We start from the raw sequence: 18,148 nt of genomic DNA on the forward strand, positions 1-18,148 counted from the left end.
CCTGCCTCGTCCGGTTCGATATTGAAATGGACGAGGCGAACGATGGTTCCTTTCCTCACACCTCGTGCAGATAGAGATGATAATCCAGTTCGCTGACCGTGCGTGCCACGCGCAGATATTCGGACTGTTTGATGGCCACGAAAGTGCGGTGCAGGTCCTCGCCCAGCGCGCCTTTCAGGAAGCTGGAGGCCTTGGCCGCTTCGATCGCGGCGCGCCAGTCCGCCGGCATCGTCGTGCGGGTGACGGCCGCTTCATAGCCATTGCCGGTCGTTTCAGGGCCGGGATCAAGCCCTTCGTCAAGGCCCTTGATGATGCCGGCCAGAACCGTCGCGGCGATCAGGTAGGGATTGGCGTCGACGCCGGACGGCCGGTGCTCGATGCGCCGGTTCTTGGCGTCGCCGGCCGGCACGCGCAGCGCCACCGAGCGGTTGTTGACGCCCCAGGTCGGCGCCACCGGCGCATAGGATTGCGAGACGAAGCGCCGCCAGGAATTGGCGTGTGGCGCAAACACCAGCATCGATTCCGCCATCGTCTGGATCAGCCCGCCGAGCCCTTGCAACAGGGGTAGCGACCAGCTCTCGCCGCCGGCTTCGGCAAATACGTTGCGGCCGGCTCTGTCCTGCAGCGAGACGTGGAAATGCATGCCCGAGCCGGCATATTTCTCGATCGGCTTGGCCATGAAACAGGCGGTGACGCCGTGGCGGCGCGCCTGCGCCCGCACCAGCCGCTTCAGCATGACGAGGTCGTCGGCGGCCCGCATCACATCCTTGCGATAGTTCAGCGTCAGCTCGTACTGGCCGGGCGCATATTCCGATATCACCGTCTCGGCCGGGATGCCTTGCGCCTTGGCGGCGGCGTAGATGTCGGAGAACAGCGGCTCCATGCCGTGCAGATGATCGACGGAGTAGACCTCCGTCTTACCCGAAACGCGGCCGTCGAGCACGGCGCGCGCCGGCTGCACCTTGCCGTCGGCGTCGCGCTCATTGGACAGCAGGAAGAATTCCAGTTCGAAGGCGCCCGCCGGGTAAAGCCCCTTGGCCGCGAGGATGTCGACCTGCCGGGCGAGCGCGAGGCGCGGGTCCGACGACATCGGCTGGCCGTCGAGATGATACATCGCCATCAGCACCTGGCCGCGCGGCGGATTGGTGCCGTAGAGCGGCACCAGCGTGCCGGGGATCGGCCAGGCCCGGAGGTCGCCGTCGCCTGTGGTCCAGATCAGTCCGGTCTCGTGCACGTCCTCGCCGGTGATGTCGAGGCCGAGGATCGAGATCGGCATGTGCCGGCCGCCCTCGAAAATGCTTTTCAGCTCATGCCGGCGCACGATCTTGCCGCGGCCGACGCCATTGGCGTCGGTCAGCACGATATCGAAGGCTTCGATCTCGGGATGGGCGTCGAGAAAGGCTTGCGCCTCGGCGGGCGAGGACCCCGAAGGGGAGGTCACGATGGCATTGTCCATGGCCGCTTGTCTCATGCCGCAAGCTTTGCCGCAACCGCGCCGAAGGCGGCGATCAGCCGGTTGACCTGCGCGCCTGACGTTGCCGGCGATATCAGCATCATGTTGTGGAAGGGCGCGATCAGCACGCCGCGATTGACCAGCGCGACATGGATGGCGGCTTCCAGTTCCGGCGCATGCGCGCTCTCGGCTTGCCTGCCGTTGCGCAACGGTCCGGGTGCGCAGATGAATTCGACGCGGGCGCCGACGCGGGCAACATGCCAGGGCAGGCGATAGCGGTCGATCACGCCGGTCAGTCCGGCATCGAGCCGTCGCGCCAGATGGTCCATGCGGTCATAATTCTCCACCGTCATCACCTCTTCGAGCGTGGCGCGCATGGCGGCGAACTGCAGCGGGTTGGCCGACAGCGTCGTGCCCATGCCGGAATAGCCGGGCTCCTTGGTCCTGTTGTAGTCGGCGTAGCGCGAGGCGACCTCGTCGCTCATGCCCCACACGCTTGCCGGCACGCCGCCGGCGATCGGCTTGCCCAGCACGAAGAAGTCGGGTTCCAGCCCGTATTTCCTGGTGTAGCCGCCGGGGCCGGTCGAGATCGTGTGCGTCTCGTCGATCAGGAGCAGCGTGCCGGTCTCGCGCGTCAACTTTCGCAGCGCGTCGTGGAAGCCAGGGTCGGCCGGCACCATGCAGGAATTGGTCAGCACCGGCTCGGCGATGACGCAGGCCACATCCCTGTCCTTGAGGGCTGCTTCAAGTGCTGCAACATCGTTGAACTCGATGACCTTCGCCGTGCGGGTCAGGTCGCGGAATTCGCCCGCCAATCCGGGCCGGTTGACCGGCTTGCCGTCGATCAGCCGCACCATCGTCTCGTCGACCGAGCCGTGGTAGCAGCCGTTGAACACCAGGATCTTTTCGCGCCCGGTGACGGCGCGGGCAACGCGCAGCGCGAAGCGGTTGGCATCGGTCGCCGTCGTCGCGATCTGCCAGAATGGCAGGCCGAAACGCTGCTGCAGCAGCGGACCGATGGCAAGCGCGTCTTCCGAGGGCAGCATATAGGTCAGGCCGCGCCCGGCCTGGCGACGGATGGCGCGCGCCACCGGTGGCGGCGAATGGCCGAACATCGAGCCGGTGTCGCCAAGGCAGAAATCGTCGAGCCTGTTGCCGTCTATGTCGGTGATCGCAGCACCTTTGGCGCTGTCGACCAGGATCGGAAATGGTGTCGGCCAGTCGTTCATCCAGTGCATCGGCACGCCGCCGAAGAAGCCGGGCAGGCCGTTGCCAACCTTGGCTTGCGATTTCGGCCGCGCCGCGTGGAAGGCCGCGCCTTCGGTCTCGCGCAATTGCGCGATGCGATCGCGGCTTATGCCGCCAATGGTCTTTGAACTGTCGCTGCTGTGCATGAAAACCCCTCTCGTCCGTCCCTCTTAGCCAATCCATATCCCCAACCGCAATTGGCCGCGCGCCCGCCCTGCATTGGCTCAGCCGCCTGCGGCGCCGCTTGGGCGCTGCTTGACCGTGCTGGCGAAGTCGGCGCCAATATGAGCGGAAATTGAGGTGGGCGAACAAAAATGCGGACGATCATCTGTGTGGCAATGCTCCTGGCGTCGGCTTGCACGGCCTTCGCCTCGGGCGGCATCTGGTGCAATGTCGACGATACGGCTGTGACATTCGATGTCGGCGCCGGCGTCACCAGAGGCATGGGCGGCCCGACCTTCAACTTTCGCGGCGACCTCGAAATCAAGGCGAGGCCGGCTGGCGATGGATTGCGCAAGACGGTGTTCGAGGATTCCAACCTGACCCAGTACTGGCTGGACGACAAGGAACTGCGGCTGAACATCTACCACGAGCACGAGGCGGCAAACGCCTTCAATTCGGTCGAACTGACGATCCTGACCAAGGCCAGCGACGAAGGCGTCTATGACGGGCAATACAAGCTTGCCGTCTATGACAATACCGCCGACATCGACAAGGATGGCAAGCCGGCTGAATTGACGGGCAAGGTGTCGTGCGGGGCTGAGTAGGGGGCCGATCGATTGTGTCAGCCTGCCTGCATCGAGGCGATGGCGCGCCGCATCAGGTCGAGAAACACCAGCCGCTCGTCCTCGCTGAAGCCGGTCAGTGCCACCTCGTTCTGTGAGCGCGCGGCCTGTGTCGCCGGCTCGCGCAGGCCAACGGCTTTCGCGGTGAGATGGATTGACTGCGAGCGCCCGTCGTCGGGGTGCAGGCGCCGTTCGATCAGCCCGTCACGTTCCATGCGAATCAGCGTGTTGGCCATCGTCGCTTGTTCCACGCTGAGACGCTGCACGAGTTCGCGTTGCGTCAGGCCATCTTCATCCCACAGCGCCAGCAGCGTCATGAACTGGGCGGGCGCCAGGCCGAGTGGCCGGATGCGCTGCTGCAGGCCGTTGGCAAACAACCGCGCCATGTGATTGGCCAGGAATCCCGCGGATCGTTCCTTGTGAAATGTCATGCCTGCCAGATAATAGTTGAATAGCATGCTATGCAATGATATATAGCTTGCTATGGAGATGAAAATGAAAACCAGAATTCATGCAGCGGCGGGCGCCATCGCGCTCACCACGGTGTCGGCTTTCTGGCTGTCGACCGCCACGGCCGAACTGCTCGGCGACGCGGCAGCGATCACAACGGTCAAGAACTGTGTGCTGGCCGGCATGGCGGTGCTCATCCCGGCGATGATCGTTGCCGGCGCATCGGGCTTTTCACTCGGCAAGGGCTGGAAGAGCCCGGTCGTGGCACGCAAGAAGTGGCGCATGCGCATCATCGCCGCCAACGGATTGCTGGTCCTCGTGCCCTGCGCCTTCCTGCTCAGCAGCTTTGCCGCGGCTGGTCGCTTCGACAAGTTTTTCGTAGTCGTCCAGACGATCGAACTGGCAGCCGGCGCAACGAATATCGCACTGCTGTCGCTCAACATGCGCGACGGGCTGTCGCTGCGGCGCAAGCCTCGGCTGGCCGCGCGAGCGCGGTGAATTCAGGCCGTGATGTCTATGACACCGCAATCGCCGGCCGCGCTGCCGAAGGCGATGCGGCGCTCTTCCCTGTCCCACATCATCGAGGTGATGGCGCCCTTGCCCTGCCGGCGCAACAGCACTTCCTTGGCGTCGGCGAAGCGCGCGGCAATGACCATGCCGTCCTCATAGCCGATCGCCACGACATCCTGGCTTGGATGGCATGCCACGCAAGTCACCATCGTGTTGCCGCGCGTGCCGAGTTCCAGCGGCGCCTTGCCCATCGGTCCGTCCTTGCCCGAAAACGGCCAGACGATCGCCGCCGGCGCGCCGGAACTCGCCAGCCATTTGCCTTTGACGCTCCATGACAGGCTTTTGACCTTGCCGGGATAGCCGGTCATGCGCATGTGCTTGCCGTCGGCCAGTTTCCAGCCATGCAGGGCGTTTTCCTGCATGGTGGTGACGAGGAAAGCGCCGTCAGGCGAGAAGGTGATGCCGGTATGGGCGCCGGCCCATTCGAGTTCCACCGGCTTGCCCTCGGCGGCCGGGAAATGCAGCGTCGCGCCATTGTAGCGGGCAACGCCGAAGCGCATGCCCTTGGGCGAAAACGCCAGCCCCTCGACCGAGCGCGGATGGGCAAATTCCCGGGTCTTGCCATCGGCGAAGCGCACGAAGGCGGTCTTGCCCGTCGCATAGGCGACGGCGCCCTGCGGCCCGGCGGCGACGCTGGTGATCCATTTCTTCCCGGCGCTCGCCACTTCGGTGGTTTCGCCGCCTGTCTTCACGGCAAACACCTTGCCGTCCTCGCCGCCGGTGATCAGCCGGTCGTTGGCCGCATCGTGGAAGGTGGCGAGCAACCCGTCATTGGCCTGGATGGTCTTGTGGCCATTGTCGAGCCGATGGACGGCGCCATCGGCCAGCGCGAAATGCGGCACGTCGCCAAGGAAGACGGCGGCGACGCAATGGCCTTCGAGGTCGAGGGGGGCAACTGTGGGCATAGGTATCTTTATTCAGTTGAATTGCAGCGGTTGCAGGGGCTTACTCGACGTTTGCGGTTCCGGCAACCTCGGAGGATCGGCGAGGCGGCAAGAGGCTGTAATCTGGTCAAAGCAGCCCGTTGGCTCGCAGTTCAGTTGCAAACGTCGCCAATGGCATCGCCAGGGTCAAAGCCGATCCCTGGAGGCGCTCTGCACCACAGCCGGCGTACCACCTTGCGGACCCGGTCGCTCTTGGCATCGATGATGAGCAGGATCCCGCCGCCTTCGCCGGCAAGCCGCAGGCAGCGCAACGCGGCGGCGAGCAGTTGACCTCCAGCCCTGCCCGATGGCGGGCCGGACATCTTCCGACCCCCAACGGAATGGGGATAACATCACCGATCGTGATTTCCAGGCGGGAACGGAACTTCCGCACCCTGCGATTGTATGATGACCCGAACCATGTTCCTGGCGATGCTCGCGCCGCTCGCTCCGGTCGTTTGAGAAAGGAACAATGTGCTGGGCTTCTTGGAGCGCAGGGGCCTTCGGCTGTTCGTGACATTGTTGGTCGCTTTGTCAGTCGCTGCCGGCTACGCTTTCCTCAGACGCAAAATACTGTGGGAGACGGTGCAGACCTGCGCACTTGCAAGTACGCGGTTTGGCGTCGCCTTCCCCTGCGACGAGGTGATACTGACCGAGCAAGGGGATTATGGGTCAGTGCTCATCAAATCACCTCTACACCGGACCGAGTTTGTGGTGGCCCCAATCACAGCCGTTGCGGGCTTGGAGAGCCCATCCGCCCGTTCCACTGATAGCGCCCAACTATGGAACCGGGCATGGGAAGCCCGACAGAAAGTCGAAGCAAGACTCGGACACGGCCTGCCACGATCAGCCGTTGGCCTGGCTGTGAATTCCCGATTTGAGCGCTCCCAGGATCAGTTGCACATCCACGTCGATTGCTTGCTGGAGTCGGTTGAAAGGACGCTTGCCTCAGATGGGCCGAAGCAAGACGCGGCCTGGCAACCGTTTCCATTGATGTTGAACGGGCGACCCTATTGGATAATGGCAGTGGATGAGCCGGATCTGCGAACCACTAACGTGGTTGGCTTGGTTGTTGCCGGTTTGCCTCAGGCACGACATGCTATGGATGATCTAAATGTACTCGTCGCCGGTGCAACGCTGGCTGACGCGAGGCCGGGATTCTATATTCTGGTAAATTGGGGAAGGGCAGCCGAGCACCTCCTCGATCACAGATGTACTTCGCGCTAGCCATCGCCTGTTGGTCAAAGCCGATCATTCGACCATTTCAAGGACGCCCTCGCTGTGACGCACCCGTCCGTCTTCCTTTACATCTAGCCTGGAACCGCACGGCAAAGCCTGACTAGGCCTGGCAGGCCTCGAAACTCTTCTTCAGCCGCTCGGCGTCCAGTTCGCGGCCGATGAACACCAGCCGGCTCTCATGTTTCTCGCCGTCTTTCCAGGCGCGCTGATGGTCGCCCTCGATGATCATGTGCACGCCCTGGATGACGTAGCGTTCATCATCGCCTTTCAGGGCAATGATGCCTTTCAGCCGCAGGATGTTGGGGCCTTCCATCTGGGTGATCTTCTCGATCCATGGGAAGAATTTCTTCGGGTCCATCTCGCCGCCGCGCAACGACACCGACTGCACCGTCACATCATGGATGTCTGAGGGATGCGCGTGTTCGTGGTGGTCATGCCCGTCATGATCATGGTGGTGGTGATCGTGGCCATCATGGTCGTGATGATCGTGATCGTGATCGTGATCGTGGTCGTGATCGTCATGCGCCTCGAGGAAATGCGGATCGTTCTCCAGCGCCCGGGAGAGGTCGAAGGCGCCGCGGTCGAGCACTTCCGACAGGGCGACGCCGGCGCGCGTTGTGCGATGGATCCTGGCCGCCGGATTGATGGCGCGGATCGTCGCCTCGACCTTGGCGAGCTCTTCCGGGGTGACGAGATCGGTCTTGTTGAGCACGACCACATCGGCGAAGGCAATCTGGTCCTCGGCTTCCTTGGAATCCTTGAGCCTGAGCGGCAGATGCTTGGCATCGACCAGCGCCACCACCGCATCGAGCTTGGTCTTGGAGCGTACGTCGTCGTCCATGAAGAAGGTCTGCGCCACCGGCACCGGATCGGCGAGGCCGGTGGTCTCGACCACGATGGCGTCGAAGCGGCCGGGCCGGCGCATCAGGCCCTCGACGACGCGGATCAGGTCGCCGCGCACCGTGCAGCAGACGCAGCCATTGTTCATCTCGTAGATTTCCTCGTCGGATTCCACGATCAGGTCGTTGTCGATGCCGATTTCGCCGAATTCGTTGACGATGACCGCGTAGCGCCTGCCATGGTTCTCCGACAGGATGCGGTTGAGCAGCGTCGTCTTGCCGGCGCCGAGATAGCCGGTGAGAACGGTTACGGGGATCTGCGTCTGTGCGTCGCTCATGGCTTGCCTCGAGATGACTGGGCCTTGAAATCCAGGCCGCGAAAAAGGGATTCTCGGCTCCATATAGGATGTGTGCGGGGCTTTTGCACGGGGCAAACCGATGGGCCAAAGCTCTTGGCCCGGCCACTGCGATATCGGCGTGCCGGATGACTGCGAAAGTGCGCCTTTGTCGCGAGCAAGCCGCGTCTCACGTCACGCGCGCCCCACCTTTGCGGCGATTCCCGTGCGGCGAAAAGTCGTTTGTCATCTAACTGAAATAAACATCTGGCATTAGCCACGGCGGGCACCGCAATGCTTGCCGGCAAAGCTGTTTCACGCGCCGGATTCTTTTTATCGTCGATTGCCAACCGGCCGGCTGCGTCTATGCTGTCGCAACCGGTATGGCCGAAGAGGGGATGACCATGGCCAAGGCGGACAAAACTGCAACAATGAGCCGGCTGCATTCAGCGGCAAGGCTGGCAAGAACCGCGCTGGCGGCCCGGCTCCTGGCGCACGGCTTCTATGCCGGCCAGGACCAGATCATGCTGGCGCTCGACCGCGAGGACGGCCAGACGCCTGGCAATCTCGCCGGCCGCCTCGGCGTGCGCCCGCCCACCATCACCAAGACCATCAACCGGCTGCAGGCGCAGGGCTTTCTGGAAAAGCGCGCCTCGTCGGCCGACGCCCGTCAGGCTCATATTTTCCTCACCGACTCTGGCCGCGATATCATCCACGCCATCGAGAAATCGGTGAAGAAGACCGAAAAACAGGCGCTGAAGGGCCTCGACAAGAAAGACCAGAAGGCGCTGTTCAAGCTGCTGGCCCGCATCGAGGCCAATCTCTCCAACGAGGAGCTTGTGCTGATCGACGACGACGCCGAGGCGGACGAGTGATCAGGCCGCTGCAGGAGCCGCGTCCCGGATCAGCGAGGACCAACGCCCCGGCGTCATGCCGAATGCCTTCTTGAATTGCCTGTTGAAATGGCTCTGGTCGGTGAAGCCAGCCTCGACCGCGATCTGCGCCAGGGGCTCGCCGGCGGTAATCATCCGCCGCGCGCGCTGAAGCCGGCGCATCACCAGGAAACGATGCGGGCTGGTCGAGAAGGCGGCGCGGAAATGCCTCGATAAGGCGTAGCGGTCCAGTCCGGTGACGGCTTCCAATTCGCCGGAACGCACCGGGCGCATTGCGTTCTCCGTAAGATAGTCCCGCGCCAGCGTCGCCGCCCGCCATGCCGTCCGGGCCAGCGGCTTTGCCGGCTCGCCGGCATGCCGTGCCAGGCCATGCATCAGTTGCGTGAGAAAGTCATCGACGAACAGCTCGTCGAGTTCCTGCTGCAGCGGCCCCAGCGCTGAAAGCAGCGTGGCGCAGAAGGCTTCGTCCCGCACCACGGCATCCCTGACGAAGGGCAACGACGCGCCGCCAAGGCAGTCCAGCATCAGAGACGGTTCGAGATAGAGCATCCTGTAGCGCAACCCGTCCTCGGTGCCGGCGCCGCCATCATGCAGTTCGTCGGGATGCAGCACGATGATCTGGCCGGGCAGGCTCAATCGCGTCGCACCGCGATAGCGGAAGGTCTGCACGCCATGCAGCGTCACCCCGATCGCGTAGGTGTCATGACGATGCAGGTCGAAGGCGCTGCCATGAAAGCGCGCCTCGATCCGCTCCATGCCGGCGGGGTCGGGTGCGGAAATGATGCAGTTCTCCGCCGCATCCGCGCACAAACGTCCAAGACCCCTAGAGGCCTGCCGGTCTATTTCGAACGACATCGTCTCCTTCAGCCTCGTAGTCGCGGCCTAACCTCGAATGGTCTTTTCTCATGTTCGATACGAAATTTGCAATCGTCCTGCGGGAAGACTTGCCCGTCTGGCAGAAACTCAACGTCACCGCCTTCCTGACCAGCGGCATTGTCGCGCAGTTTCCCGACATCATCGGCGAGCCCTATCGCGACCGCTCGGGCAATCTCTACAATCCGCTGTCGATCCAGCCGGTCATCGTGCTGTCGGCAGATCAGGCGACACTGGCCACGATCCACCGGCGCGCGCTGGAGCGCGGCGTGACGACTTCGCTCTATGTGGAGGAGATGTTTTCCACCGGCTTCGATGCCGCCAACCGCGCCGTCTTCGCACAATTCGCGCCCGAAGACGCGAAGGTGGTCGGCATCGCGCTGCGCGCCGACAAGAAGGTGGTCGACAAGATCACCAAGGGCGCCCGCATGCAGGCATAGCGACACTCAATCGGCTGGCTGCCGTCGATCGAGAGCAGCTGCATACAGCGCCGCCAGCAATGCGAGGGCCGCTGATATCAGCATCGTCACGAACAGCGCGGGGATCGACCTCGCCAGGAAGAGGCCGGCGATGGAGGCTATGAGCGCCCCGCCGCCGATCCGCATCGCGGCAGCCAGTCCCGCGGCGGTGCCGACCAGATCCGGTCGTACGGACAAGGCGCCGCTGTTGGCCGCGGGCATGGTCAATCCATTGCCGACGCCGATGAACAAGCAAGGCCCAAAGAAGGCCAGGACGTGCGTGATACCAAGGCTTGACAGGGCCAGGCCGGCCAGCAGACCGGCGCAGGTCAGGAGGCGCGCAAGAACGAGTATGGCGCCCAGCGAGGTTTTCGAGGCGTAGCGCCCGGCCAGATAGCTGCCGAGAATGAAACCGGTAGGGACCAATCCCATGTAGAAGCCGAGCTTCGCGCTTGACCTACCGAGCTCGTCGCCGACGACCAATGGCGCTCCTCCCAGGAAGACGTAAAGGACGCCCATCGAGGCAGCCATGCACAGCGTGTAAGCCCAAAACCGCGCCGAACGCAGGAGAAGCCCATAGGCGACAACGTAATTCCCATGCGATCTCGGCAATGGAATTCTTCTGATCTCGCGCATGGATAGGGCGAAGGCGGCTGCACCCAGGATCGCAAAGACAACGAAACTTGACCGCCATCCGAACAGTTCGTCCAGGGAACCGCCGAACAAAGGACCGACCATGGGCGCGAGCGCCCACCCCATGGCGAGATAACCGAATTTGCTGGCGGCTTCGCGCTCGTCCGATGTCTCCTTGATGATCACCAGAGCGACCGAATAGCAGGGGCCGATGCACGCCTGCATCGCGCGAAACAGAAGGAAGGTGCCGATATTAGGAGCCACAGCGCAGCCGATGGACGCCGCGACGAAGATCGAGAGAGATGCCAGGACGACCGGCCTGCGCCCAAATCGGTCCGATATTGCACCCCCGATGGCCTCCATGACGGCGGTGATGATCGCAAAGCCGGCAACCGACAGATTGACCAAGGCGAAATCGGCATGAAACGTTACGGCAATGTTCGGCAGCGACGGCAAAATCATGTTCACCGGCAACACGGCAAGAGCCGAAAGCAGTATAAGTGTAATCAGTCGGGGTGGAGCAGCCGGTTCGGAGACCCTCGTGCTACCGATTGTGCCTATAGCCGGACGCCGAATGGGGTTGTCGCTCGCCATGATCTCGCTCGCCTTGTCGGGGGATTGAAGTGAGGGGTCTGACGGGTGGCCCGAATTCCGGGCATAAAAAAAGGCCCCGTCAGGAGCCTGCTTACCGCGCATGGGTGCTTTCGCCGGATGGTTACACCATCCTGCCCATGCGCTCCCTTACGACGACCAAAGCCATTGCGATGTTCATGGCATCAGAGCTAGGCGCAAAAGATGCGTGTCGTCAAGGCAGCATGGTTGCGACGCCGATCGACATGCGGCCAGGCTGAGGCCTGACCCAGGCGGCGATGGCGGTTTGGGCCATCGCATGCGAGACGGGGCTAAGCCTGTCGGAACGTCTTGTTGTGCCAGGCGCTTTTGGCTTGCCGGCAAGCGACAATTCCCGCAAAGGTGCGCTTCAGCCCAGCTTTTCCCCCGGCCTGCAAGTGAATGCTTCCCAAAGATATGTCGAAAGCGCGACGCCGCCGGTGGCGATCCTGTGCATGCTGACCACCTATGTCTTCTTCACCTTCCTCGACACCTCGAGCAAATATCTCGTCCTTGCCGGCGTTTCGGCGCTGATCGTCGCCTGGGTGCGCTTTGCCGTGCATGTCGTGCTGGTAGGCACCCTCCTGCGCGGCTGGCGCGATCCGCTGCGGTTTCGCCCGGTCAACCTGCCGGCGCATGTGCTGCGCGGCGTGTTCCTGTTCGGCTCGACCATGTGCAACATCCTGGCCCTGCGCTCCCTGCAACTGGCCGAGACGACGTCGATCTATTTCTTCGGGCCGATGGTGATCACCGCGCTTGCCGGCCCGCTGCTCGGCGAATGGGCCGGCTGGCGGCGCTGGCTGGCCATTCTGGCCGCGTTCGCCGGGGTCCTCATCATCACAAGGCCAGGTGTCGGCGTCTTCGGCATCGGCCATCTCTTCGCACTCGGCTCGATGCTGTCGAACTGCTTCTATGTCATCATGACGCGCCGGATGTCGTCGACGGAGACGTCGGAAAGCCTGATCCTGTTTTCGGCGCTGGCGCCGACGGTGCTGCTTTTGCCCATGCTGCCGTTTTCCTTCTCGCTGCCGCATGATGGCTGGCACTGGTTCATCCTGCTCATGCTTGGCGTGTTCGGCGGTGTCGGGCACTGGCTTCTGGTCCAGGCCTATCGGCTGGCGACGACCACGGCACTGGCGCCCTATCCCTATTCGCAGATGGTCTGGATGATCATTTCCGGCTGGATCATCTTCAAGCAGTTCCCGGATCGCTGGACGCTGGTCGGCGCCGCCATCATCGTTGCCAGCGGCCTCTACATCGTCCATCGCGAGCACCGGCTTCGGCTGCGGAGCCGCGCGGCCTCCGATGTCGAGGCCGAGGCGCTGGCAAAAAAACTTTGATTTGCCCCCGATCGGTGGCATAACGCCGCCTTTAAACAGTTTAAGTCGCAATTCAGCTCGTTCGGGGAGCGCAAGGCGCTGGCACAAAAAATCAAGCTTTCGACGATCGCCGATGCACTCGGCGTGTCCACGGCCACCGTGTCGCTGGCGTTGCGCGACAGCCCGCTGGTGGCCGGCGCGACGCGCGACCGCATCAAGGAACATGCGCGCGCCATCGGCTATATCTACAACCGCCGCGCCGCCAGCCTGCGCACCTCGCGCTCGGGCATTGTCGGCGTCGTCGTGCACGACATCATGAACCCGTTCTTCGCCGAGATCCTGCGCTCGATCGAGAGCGAGCTCGACCGCAGCCGGCAGACCTTCATCCTGTCCAATCACTACGACCAGCTCGAAAAGCAGCGCACCTTCATCGACACGCTGCTGCAGCTCGGCGCCGACGGCGTCATCATGTCGCCGGCCATCGGCACCCCGGCCGCCGACATACTGATGGCCGAGGAAAACGGCCTGCCGGCGGTGCTGATCGCCCGCACCGTCGAGGGCGCCGACGTGCCGGTGTTTCGCGGCGACGATTCCTATGGCACCGGGCTTGCCACCAACCATCTGATCTCGCTCGGCCACAAGCGCATCGCCATGATCGGCGGCACCGACCAGACCTCGACCGGCCGCGACCGCTATCAGGGCTATGTCAACGCCATGGAGGCGGCGGGGCTCGAAGTCAGGCCGTCCTGGCGCATCGCCGGTCCGCGCACCAAGCAGGCCGGCTTCGAGGCCGCCGGGCAGTTCCTGGCGCTGAAGGACAGACCGACCGCCGCCTGCTGCTGGAACGACCTCGTCGCCATCGGCCTGATGAACGGCATTGCGCGCGCCGGCCTGGTGCCGGGCATCGACATCTCCGTCACCGGCTATGACGATCTCGAGGAGGCGGCGATCGCCACGCCGGCGCTGACCACCGTCTGGAACGGCCAGCGCGAGGTCGGCCGCCGCGCCGCCAGCGCGCTGCTCGACAAGCTCAATGGGCAGACGGTGCGGCCCTCGCAGGAATTGATCAAGCCGGAGCTGCATGTGCGCCAGTCGACCGGCAAGCCGGTGGAGAGGGCATGACTAAGGCCGAACAGCTGCAAGCCGTCGCCATTCTGGTGCCGGCGGACTTCAGCGACCATGCCGTCCGGCGCATCGACCGTACCTTCAAACAGATCAGGATCGAGCGCGCCGATCCGGCGCTGGTCACCGACGAGATGCGCCGCATGGTGCGTGGCATTGCTTCCTTTGCCGGCATCAACGCGGCCATGATGGATGCGCTGCCCAATCTCGAACTCATCGCCTCCTTCGGCGTCGGCTATGATTCGGTCGATGTCGGCCATGCGGCGGCGAAGAACATCATGGTCACCAACACGCCCGACGTGCTGACCGAGGAGGTCGCCGACACCGCGGTCGGGCTGTTGATCAACACGATCCGCGACCTGCCGCGCGCGGAAAACTGGCTGCGCGACGGCAGCTGGGTGCGCAAGGGCAACTATCCGCTGAGCCGGCTGACCTTGCGCGCCCGCCGCGTCGGGATTTTCGGCATGGGCCGCATCGGACAGGCCATCGCCCGGCGGCTCGAGGCGTTCGGCCTGCCGGTCGCCTATCACAATCGGCGTCGCGTCGAAGGTCTTGCGTATCAGTATCACCCGACGCTGAAAGGTCTTGCGGAAGCGGTCGATACGCTGATTTCGGTGGCGCCTGGTGGCGCTTCTACGCAGAAGGCGGTCAATGCCGAGATCCTGTCGGCGCTTGGCGCCAACGGCGTCTTCGTCAATATCGGCCGCGGCAGCACCGTCGACGAGGCGGCACTCGCGGCGGCGCTTGCCGGCGGCACCATCGCCGCCGCGGGGCTCGACGTCTTCGCCGACGAGCCGAATGTGCCCAAGGCGCTGCTCGACGCCCCCAACGCCTCCCTGTTGCCGCATGTCGGCTCGGCCTCGGAGCACACACGCCGCGCCATGGCCGATCTGTGCGTCGACAATCTGGTGTCCTGGTTCACCGAGCGCCGTCCGCTGACGCCGGTGCCGGAGACGGCGCATGTGAAGGCTCGCGGCTAGCGAAGGCAAACCGATGACGGTGAAGCCGCCTGACAATTCCACGATTTTGGTCGCCACCAATGGCCGGGACCAGATCATTTCAATTCCGTATCCAAGGCGGCCCTTCGCCAACTACCTGATCGGCATATTCGTTCTTTGCTGGCTAGGTGGTTGGGCCTTCGGTGAGATGACAGCCGCATATCAGCTCGTTACCAGGCCGTTCGGCGGGCCTACGGCGTTTGTTGCCTTCTGGCTCTGCGCTTGGACAGTCGGCGGCATCTTCGCAATGCTCATGGTTCGCCGCATTTTCCGGCGCTCCGTGCCCGAAGTGATAAGGCTCGATGCGGCCGGGGTCAGCCATGACCCTGGGTTGCCGCCGTTCAAGATGCCATCCTACGGCGCCTCCGCCTGGACGCAGCTGTTTTCGAAGCGGACCGAGCGCCGGTTCGACCGGATGCAGCTCAAATCGCTGAGACTTCGCGACGGCGATACTCGCAATCGCCTGACGGTCGACGCTGGTGCCCAGAGGGTCGAGATTGGGTCGGCAGCCACCGATGTCGAGCGCGAGTGGCTCTTCAAACTCCTTTCAGATCGCTATCCGCCGACCGTCCCGCAATAGTTCCACGGTTTCGTCTTCGGCATTCGTTGACACCGGCAGTGGCTCCGCCACATTTATTAACGCCAGCTTAACCCTTTGAAATCATTCTCCATCCTGCCCGTGAGCCTGGATGAGACAGAATGAAAACGCTTTTCGCATTGATCGCCGCCGCCGCCTTGTTTGGCGGCGTTCATCTGTTTCATGACGGCAATGGGGAAAGCGTCGCCGACGAGGTCACGCCGTCCAACACCTACAGGCTGGTCGCCAATGGCGATGAGAGGGCCTGCGCGGTGAGCCGCGGGGCCGAAATTTCGGATGGCCTGTCCCTGCTCACTGTTGCTCCGACATGCCGTCGTCTGATGCCTGGCATAGAACGGGCAAAGTTCTGGCGCCAGCAGAATGACGGCACGGTCGCCTTCAGCGCCAACGGCATCGACCCGATTGTCACCTTCGCCGTGGCTGATGGCGAGGGTTACGAATCCTATGCGCCTGCCACGCCCTTGCTGTCGCTGGCGGGCGACCGCAACACCGGCGGCTGATTACTCCGCCGCGGCCCGCGAGCCAGCCTTCGCGGCGGCGTGCAGGCGCACCGCATCGCCGAAGGCGCGAAAAATCTTGGCCGAGTTGCTGTCCGAGTTGACCCAGTACTCCGGATGCCATTGGACACCGACGGCGAAGGCGCGTGCTCCCTTGACCGAAACCGCTTCGACCGTGCCGTCCGTGGCGACCGCCTCGATCTCGAGCTTCGACCCGAGCCGATCGATCGCCTGGCGGTGCAGCGAATTGACCTTGATCTCGCCGGCGCCGAACACACCGGCCAGGCAACTGCCCGGTTTGATCGAAATGGTCTGGTGGATGGCGAAGCGCTCGTCCTGTTGGTCGCTCGCCGGCGCGCGGTGATCGAGCGAACCCTCGCGCTCCTGGATCTCGGTGCCCAGCGTGCCGCCGAGCGCCACGTTCAACTCCTGGATGCCACGGCAAATGGCAAGCAGCGGCACGCCGCGCTCGATCGCCCGACGGATCAGCGGCAGCGTGGTGGCGTCGCGCGCCGGATCATAGGGACCGTTGGCTTCGCTGGCATCGCCACCATAGAGCGAGGGGTGCACGTTGGATTTCGAGCCGGTGACCATGACGCCGTCGACCGAGGACAGGAGTTCATCGAAGTCGAGCCTGTCGCCGAACGACGGCACCAGCAGCGGGAACACGCCGGCGCCGGCAACCGCCGCTTCCAGATATTGCTGCGGGGCGGCATGCCAGGTGTAGTTGTCGAACTGACGGACGTCGGTCGATATGGCGACGAGCGGCTGGTGCATTTTGGGTCTGTTTTCCATCTGGCAAGGGATATCCTGCCTGCAAAATAGGCGATCCCCGGGCATTTTTCCATGCCAAGTTTCGGCGTGTCGCATGGGCCACGAAACCGCACGTTAGACTATAGTTGCAGGGCTGCATGGCTCGGTTACCAAATCTGGTCGCCGTGCTGGACTAGACTTCTCGCCTGTGTATTGTTTCGGCCAACCGATACGGGAGCCCGAGGATTTCCCGGATATCGGTCTGTTGGTCCAAAAGGGAGGAATTGCATGGATCGTCGTTCATTCATTCGCAAGGCCGGCGTGACCGGCGTCGGCGCCGCGGCGGCGGCGGCAACGCTTGCGGCCCCGGCAATCGCCCAGTCCAATCCCAAGGTGACATGGCGGCTTGCGTCGTCCTTCCCGAAGTCGCTCGACACCATCTATGGCGGCGCCGAGGTGTTCTCCAAGATGCTGTCGGAAGCCACCGACGGCAATTTCCAGATCCAGGTCTTTGCCGCCGGCGAACTCGTGCCCGGCCTGCAGGCCGCCGACGCCACCACGGCAGGCACGGTCGAAGCCTGCCACACGGTGGCATATTATTACTGGGGGAAGGACCCGACATGGGCGCTTGGCGCGGCGGTTCCCTTTTCGCTCAACGCGCGCGGCATGAATGCCTGGCACTACCATGGCGGCGGCATCGACCTGTTCAATGAGTTCCTCGCCACGCAAGGTCTCTTCGGCCTGCCGGGCGGCAACACCGGCGTGCAGATGGGTGGCTGGTTCCGCAAGGAAATCAACACGGTCGCCGACCTCTCGGGCCTCAAGATGCGCATTGGCGGCTTCGCCGGCAAGGTGGTGCAGAAGCTCGGCGTCGTGCCACAGCAGATCGCCGGCGGCGACATCTATCCGGCGCTGGAAAAAGGCACGATCGACGCCGCCGAATGGGTCGGCCCCTATGACGACGAGAAGCTCGGTTTCTACAAGGTCGCGCCCTATTACTACTATCCCGGCTGGTGGGAAGGCGGCCCGACCGTGCATTTGATGTTCAACAAGGCGAAATACGAAGAGCTTTCGCCGGCCTACAAATCGCTGCTGCGCACCGCCGCGCAGGCCGCCGATGCCGACATGCTGCAGAAATACGATTATGTGAACCCGGCGGCGGTGAAGCGGCTGGTCGCCGGCGGCGCCAAACTGCGTCCGTTCAGCCAGGAGATCATGGCCGCCTGCTTCGAAAAGGCCAACGAGGTCTATGCCGAGATGGAGGCATCCAATGCGCCGTTCAAGAAGATCTGGGAATCGATCAAGGGCTTCCGCAAGGAGCACTATCTCTGGGCGCAGGTGGCCGAATACAATTACGACACCTTCATGATGGTCCAGCAGCGCAACGGCAAGCTGTAAACTGTCCCATCGCGTTCGTTCGAGAGACCCCGGGCAGCTCGTCCGGGGTCTTTCTTTTGAGGTCCGCGCGGAACCGACCTCGACCAGTATTCCGCCCGGCGCCATGCAGTAGAGGTCGTCGATTTGAAGCCGCCGCGTGCCAGGGGGCGTGACGG

At 63.5% G+C, this 18,148-nt stretch carries 18 protein-coding genes and 1 pseudogene; 10 read left to right on the forward strand and 9 right to left on the reverse strand.

Going from position 1 to position 18,148, the window contains the following annotated elements:
* Window positions 1-55 precede the first annotated feature (55 nt).
* Together FJV80_RS09105 and FJV80_RS09110 are read right to left on the reverse strand one after the other, a co-directional pair.
* Window positions 56-1,456, reverse strand: a complete 1,401-nt coding sequence (locus tag FJV80_RS09105) for a glutamine synthetase family protein (protein WP_142876171.1) — start codon at window positions 1,454-1,456, stop codon at window positions 56-58.
* Window positions 1,457-1,467: 11 nt separating this feature from the next.
* Window positions 1,468-2,847, reverse strand: a complete 1,380-nt coding sequence (locus FJV80_RS09110; protein WP_142876172.1) for an aspartate aminotransferase family protein — start codon at window positions 2,845-2,847, stop codon at window positions 1,468-1,470.
* A 168-nt stretch (window positions 2,848-3,015) separates the two neighbouring features.
* Between FJV80_RS09110 and FJV80_RS09115 the strand changes: the two genes are divergently transcribed.
* Entirely contained in the window at window positions 3,016-3,468 is a 453-nt protein-coding gene (locus FJV80_RS09115) for a hypothetical protein (RefSeq protein ID WP_142876173.1), read from the forward strand.
* Between the two features lie 17 nt (window positions 3,469-3,485).
* On the opposite strand, the gene FJV80_RS09120 is transcribed toward FJV80_RS09115, so the two are convergent.
* The gene (locus FJV80_RS09120) at window positions 3,486-3,917 is read right to left on the reverse strand and encodes a MarR family transcriptional regulator (protein WP_142876174.1); all 432 of its coding nucleotides are present in this window, start codon (window positions 3,915-3,917) and stop codon (window positions 3,486-3,488) included.
* A gap of 64 nt (window positions 3,918-3,981) precedes the next feature.
* On the opposite strand from FJV80_RS09120, the gene FJV80_RS09125 reads away from it, so the two are divergent.
* Window positions 3,982-4,434, forward strand: a complete 453-nt coding sequence (locus FJV80_RS09125) for a hypothetical protein (protein ID WP_142876175.1) — start codon at window positions 3,982-3,984, stop codon at window positions 4,432-4,434.
* A gap of 2 nt (window positions 4,435-4,436) precedes the next feature.
* Here FJV80_RS09125 and FJV80_RS09130 read toward each other — a convergent pair whose 3' ends face one another.
* The 3 genes and pseudogenes from FJV80_RS09130 to FJV80_RS09145 all read right to left on the reverse strand — a co-directional run bounded on the left by FJV80_RS09130 (window position 4,437) and on the right by FJV80_RS09145 (window position 7,845).
* A complete protein-coding gene (locus tag FJV80_RS09130; RefSeq protein WP_095789438.1) occupies window positions 4,437-5,411 on the reverse strand; it encodes a WD40 repeat domain-containing protein in 975 nt (324 codons plus the stop codon).
* 106 nt (window positions 5,412-5,517) lie between these two features.
* Window positions 5,518-5,725: pseudogene (locus tag FJV80_RS09135) on the reverse strand (GNAT family N-acetyltransferase); the annotation flags it as partial.
* Between the two features lie 1,043 nt (window positions 5,726-6,768).
* On the reverse strand, window positions 6,769-7,845 hold the full coding sequence (locus FJV80_RS09145; RefSeq protein WP_142876176.1) for a GTP-binding protein: 1,077 nt from the start codon (window positions 7,843-7,845) through the stop codon (window positions 6,769-6,771).
* A gap of 401 nt (window positions 7,846-8,246) precedes the next feature.
* Between FJV80_RS09145 and FJV80_RS09150 the strand changes: the two genes are divergently transcribed.
* A complete protein-coding gene (locus FJV80_RS09150) occupies window positions 8,247-8,717 on the forward strand; it encodes a MarR family winged helix-turn-helix transcriptional regulator (RefSeq protein WP_142876177.1) in 471 nt (156 codons plus the stop codon).
* Here the strand turns inward: FJV80_RS09150 and FJV80_RS09155 are convergent, their stop codons facing one another.
* A complete protein-coding gene (locus FJV80_RS09155) occupies window positions 8,718-9,590 on the reverse strand; it encodes an AraC family transcriptional regulator (protein WP_142876178.1) in 873 nt (290 codons plus the stop codon).
* A 50-nt stretch (window positions 9,591-9,640) separates the two neighbouring features.
* On the opposite strand from FJV80_RS09155, the gene FJV80_RS09160 reads away from it, so the two are divergent.
* On the forward strand, window positions 9,641-10,048 hold the full coding sequence (locus FJV80_RS09160) for a DUF2000 family protein (RefSeq protein WP_095789441.1): 408 nt from the start codon (window positions 9,641-9,643) through the stop codon (window positions 10,046-10,048).
* A gap of 6 nt (window positions 10,049-10,054) precedes the next feature.
* Here the strand turns inward: FJV80_RS09160 and FJV80_RS09165 are convergent, their stop codons facing one another.
* A complete protein-coding gene (locus tag FJV80_RS09165; RefSeq protein ID WP_246688934.1) occupies window positions 10,055-11,293 on the reverse strand; it encodes a multidrug effflux MFS transporter in 1,239 nt (412 codons plus the stop codon).
* Window positions 11,294-11,706: 413 nt separating this feature from the next.
* Here FJV80_RS09165 and FJV80_RS09175 point away from each other — a divergent pair, with 413 nt between their 5' ends.
* The 5 genes from FJV80_RS09175 (at window position 11,707) to FJV80_RS09195 (ending at window position 15,845) form a co-directional block, all read left to right on the forward strand.
* On the forward strand, window positions 11,707-12,648 hold the full coding sequence (locus FJV80_RS09175; RefSeq protein ID WP_095771932.1) for a DMT family transporter: 942 nt from the start codon (window positions 11,707-11,709) through the stop codon (window positions 12,646-12,648).
* A gap of 78 nt (window positions 12,649-12,726) precedes the next feature.
* The gene (locus tag FJV80_RS09180) at window positions 12,727-13,749 is read left to right on the forward strand and encodes a LacI family DNA-binding transcriptional regulator (protein WP_095771585.1); all 1,023 of its coding nucleotides are present in this window, start codon (window positions 12,727-12,729) and stop codon (window positions 13,747-13,749) included.
* Window positions 13,746-14,729 carry a 2-hydroxyacid dehydrogenase gene (locus tag FJV80_RS09185; RefSeq protein ID WP_142876180.1) on the forward strand — a complete coding sequence of 328 codons (984 nt, stop codon included), beginning with the start codon at window positions 13,746-13,748 and terminating at the stop codon, window positions 14,727-14,729. Before FJV80_RS09180 ends, FJV80_RS09185 begins: the two co-directional genes overlap by 4 nt.
* 13 nt (window positions 14,730-14,742) lie before the next feature.
* A complete protein-coding gene (locus tag FJV80_RS09190; protein WP_095789443.1) occupies window positions 14,743-15,327 on the forward strand; it encodes a hypothetical protein in 585 nt (194 codons plus the stop codon).
* A 119-nt stretch (window positions 15,328-15,446) separates the two neighbouring features.
* The gene (locus FJV80_RS09195; RefSeq protein ID WP_142876181.1) at window positions 15,447-15,845 is read left to right on the forward strand and encodes a hypothetical protein; all 399 of its coding nucleotides are present in this window, start codon (window positions 15,447-15,449) and stop codon (window positions 15,843-15,845) included.
* On the opposite strand, the gene FJV80_RS09200 is transcribed toward FJV80_RS09195, so the two are convergent.
* Window positions 15,846-16,637: a gamma-glutamyl-gamma-aminobutyrate hydrolase family protein gene (locus FJV80_RS09200; RefSeq protein WP_245318063.1), complete on the reverse strand. Its 792-nt coding sequence runs from the start codon at window positions 16,635-16,637 to the stop codon at window positions 15,846-15,848.
* A gap of 246 nt (window positions 16,638-16,883) precedes the next feature.
* Between FJV80_RS09200 and FJV80_RS09205 the strand changes: the two genes are divergently transcribed.
* Window positions 16,884-17,993 carry a TRAP transporter substrate-binding protein gene (locus FJV80_RS09205; RefSeq protein ID WP_038651600.1) on the forward strand — a complete coding sequence of 370 codons (1,110 nt, stop codon included), beginning with the start codon at window positions 16,884-16,886 and terminating at the stop codon, window positions 17,991-17,993.
* Window positions 17,994-18,148 lie beyond the last annotated feature (155 nt).

Origin of the sequence: Mesorhizobium sp. WSM4310, assembly GCF_007003935.1 — a bacterium.
Lineage (GTDB): Bacteria > Pseudomonadota > Alphaproteobacteria > Rhizobiales > Rhizobiaceae > Mesorhizobium.

Bases quoted from the DNA above. Each gene is read 5' to 3' on its own strand.
- FJV80_RS09105 (WP_142876171.1), bottom strand. From the start codon at position 1,456: ATGGACAATGCCATCGTGACCTCCCCTTCGGGGTCCTCGCCCGCCGAG.
- FJV80_RS09110 (WP_142876172.1), bottom strand. From the start codon at position 2,847: ATGCACAGCAGCGACAGTTCAAAGACCATTGGCGGCATAAGCCGCGAT.
- FJV80_RS09115 (WP_142876173.1), top strand. From the start codon at position 3,016: ATGCGGACGATCATCTGTGTGGCAATGCTCCTGGCGTCGGCTTGCACG.
- FJV80_RS09120 (WP_142876174.1), bottom strand. From the start codon at position 3,917: ATGACATTTCACAAGGAACGATCCGCGGGATTCCTGGCCAATCACATG.
- FJV80_RS09125 (WP_142876175.1), top strand. From the start codon at position 3,982: ATGAAAACCAGAATTCATGCAGCGGCGGGCGCCATCGCGCTCACCACG.
- FJV80_RS09130 (WP_095789438.1), bottom strand. From the start codon at position 5,411: ATGCCCACAGTTGCCCCCCTCGACCTCGAAGGCCATTGCGTCGCCGCC.
- FJV80_RS09145 (WP_142876176.1), bottom strand. From the start codon at position 7,845: ATGAGCGACGCACAGACGCAGATCCCCGTAACCGTTCTCACCGGCTAT.
- FJV80_RS09150 (WP_142876177.1), top strand. From the start codon at position 8,247: ATGGCCAAGGCGGACAAAACTGCAACAATGAGCCGGCTGCATTCAGCG.
- FJV80_RS09155 (WP_142876178.1), bottom strand. From the start codon at position 9,590: ATGTCGTTCGAAATAGACCGGCAGGCCTCTAGGGGTCTTGGACGTTTG.
- FJV80_RS09160 (WP_095789441.1), top strand. From the start codon at position 9,641: ATGTTCGATACGAAATTTGCAATCGTCCTGCGGGAAGACTTGCCCGTC.
- FJV80_RS09165 (WP_246688934.1), bottom strand. From the start codon at position 11,293: ATGGCGAGCGACAACCCCATTCGGCGTCCGGCTATAGGCACAATCGGT.
- FJV80_RS09185 (WP_142876180.1), top strand. From the start codon at position 13,746: ATGACTAAGGCCGAACAGCTGCAAGCCGTCGCCATTCTGGTGCCGGCG.
- FJV80_RS09190 (WP_095789443.1), top strand. From the start codon at position 14,743: ATGACGGTGAAGCCGCCTGACAATTCCACGATTTTGGTCGCCACCAAT.
- FJV80_RS09195 (WP_142876181.1), top strand. From the start codon at position 15,447: ATGAAAACGCTTTTCGCATTGATCGCCGCCGCCGCCTTGTTTGGCGGC.
- FJV80_RS09200 (WP_245318063.1), bottom strand. From the start codon at position 16,637: ATGGAAAACAGACCCAAAATGCACCAGCCGCTCGTCGCCATATCGACC.
- FJV80_RS09205 (WP_038651600.1), top strand. From the start codon at position 16,884: ATGGATCGTCGTTCATTCATTCGCAAGGCCGGCGTGACCGGCGTCGGC.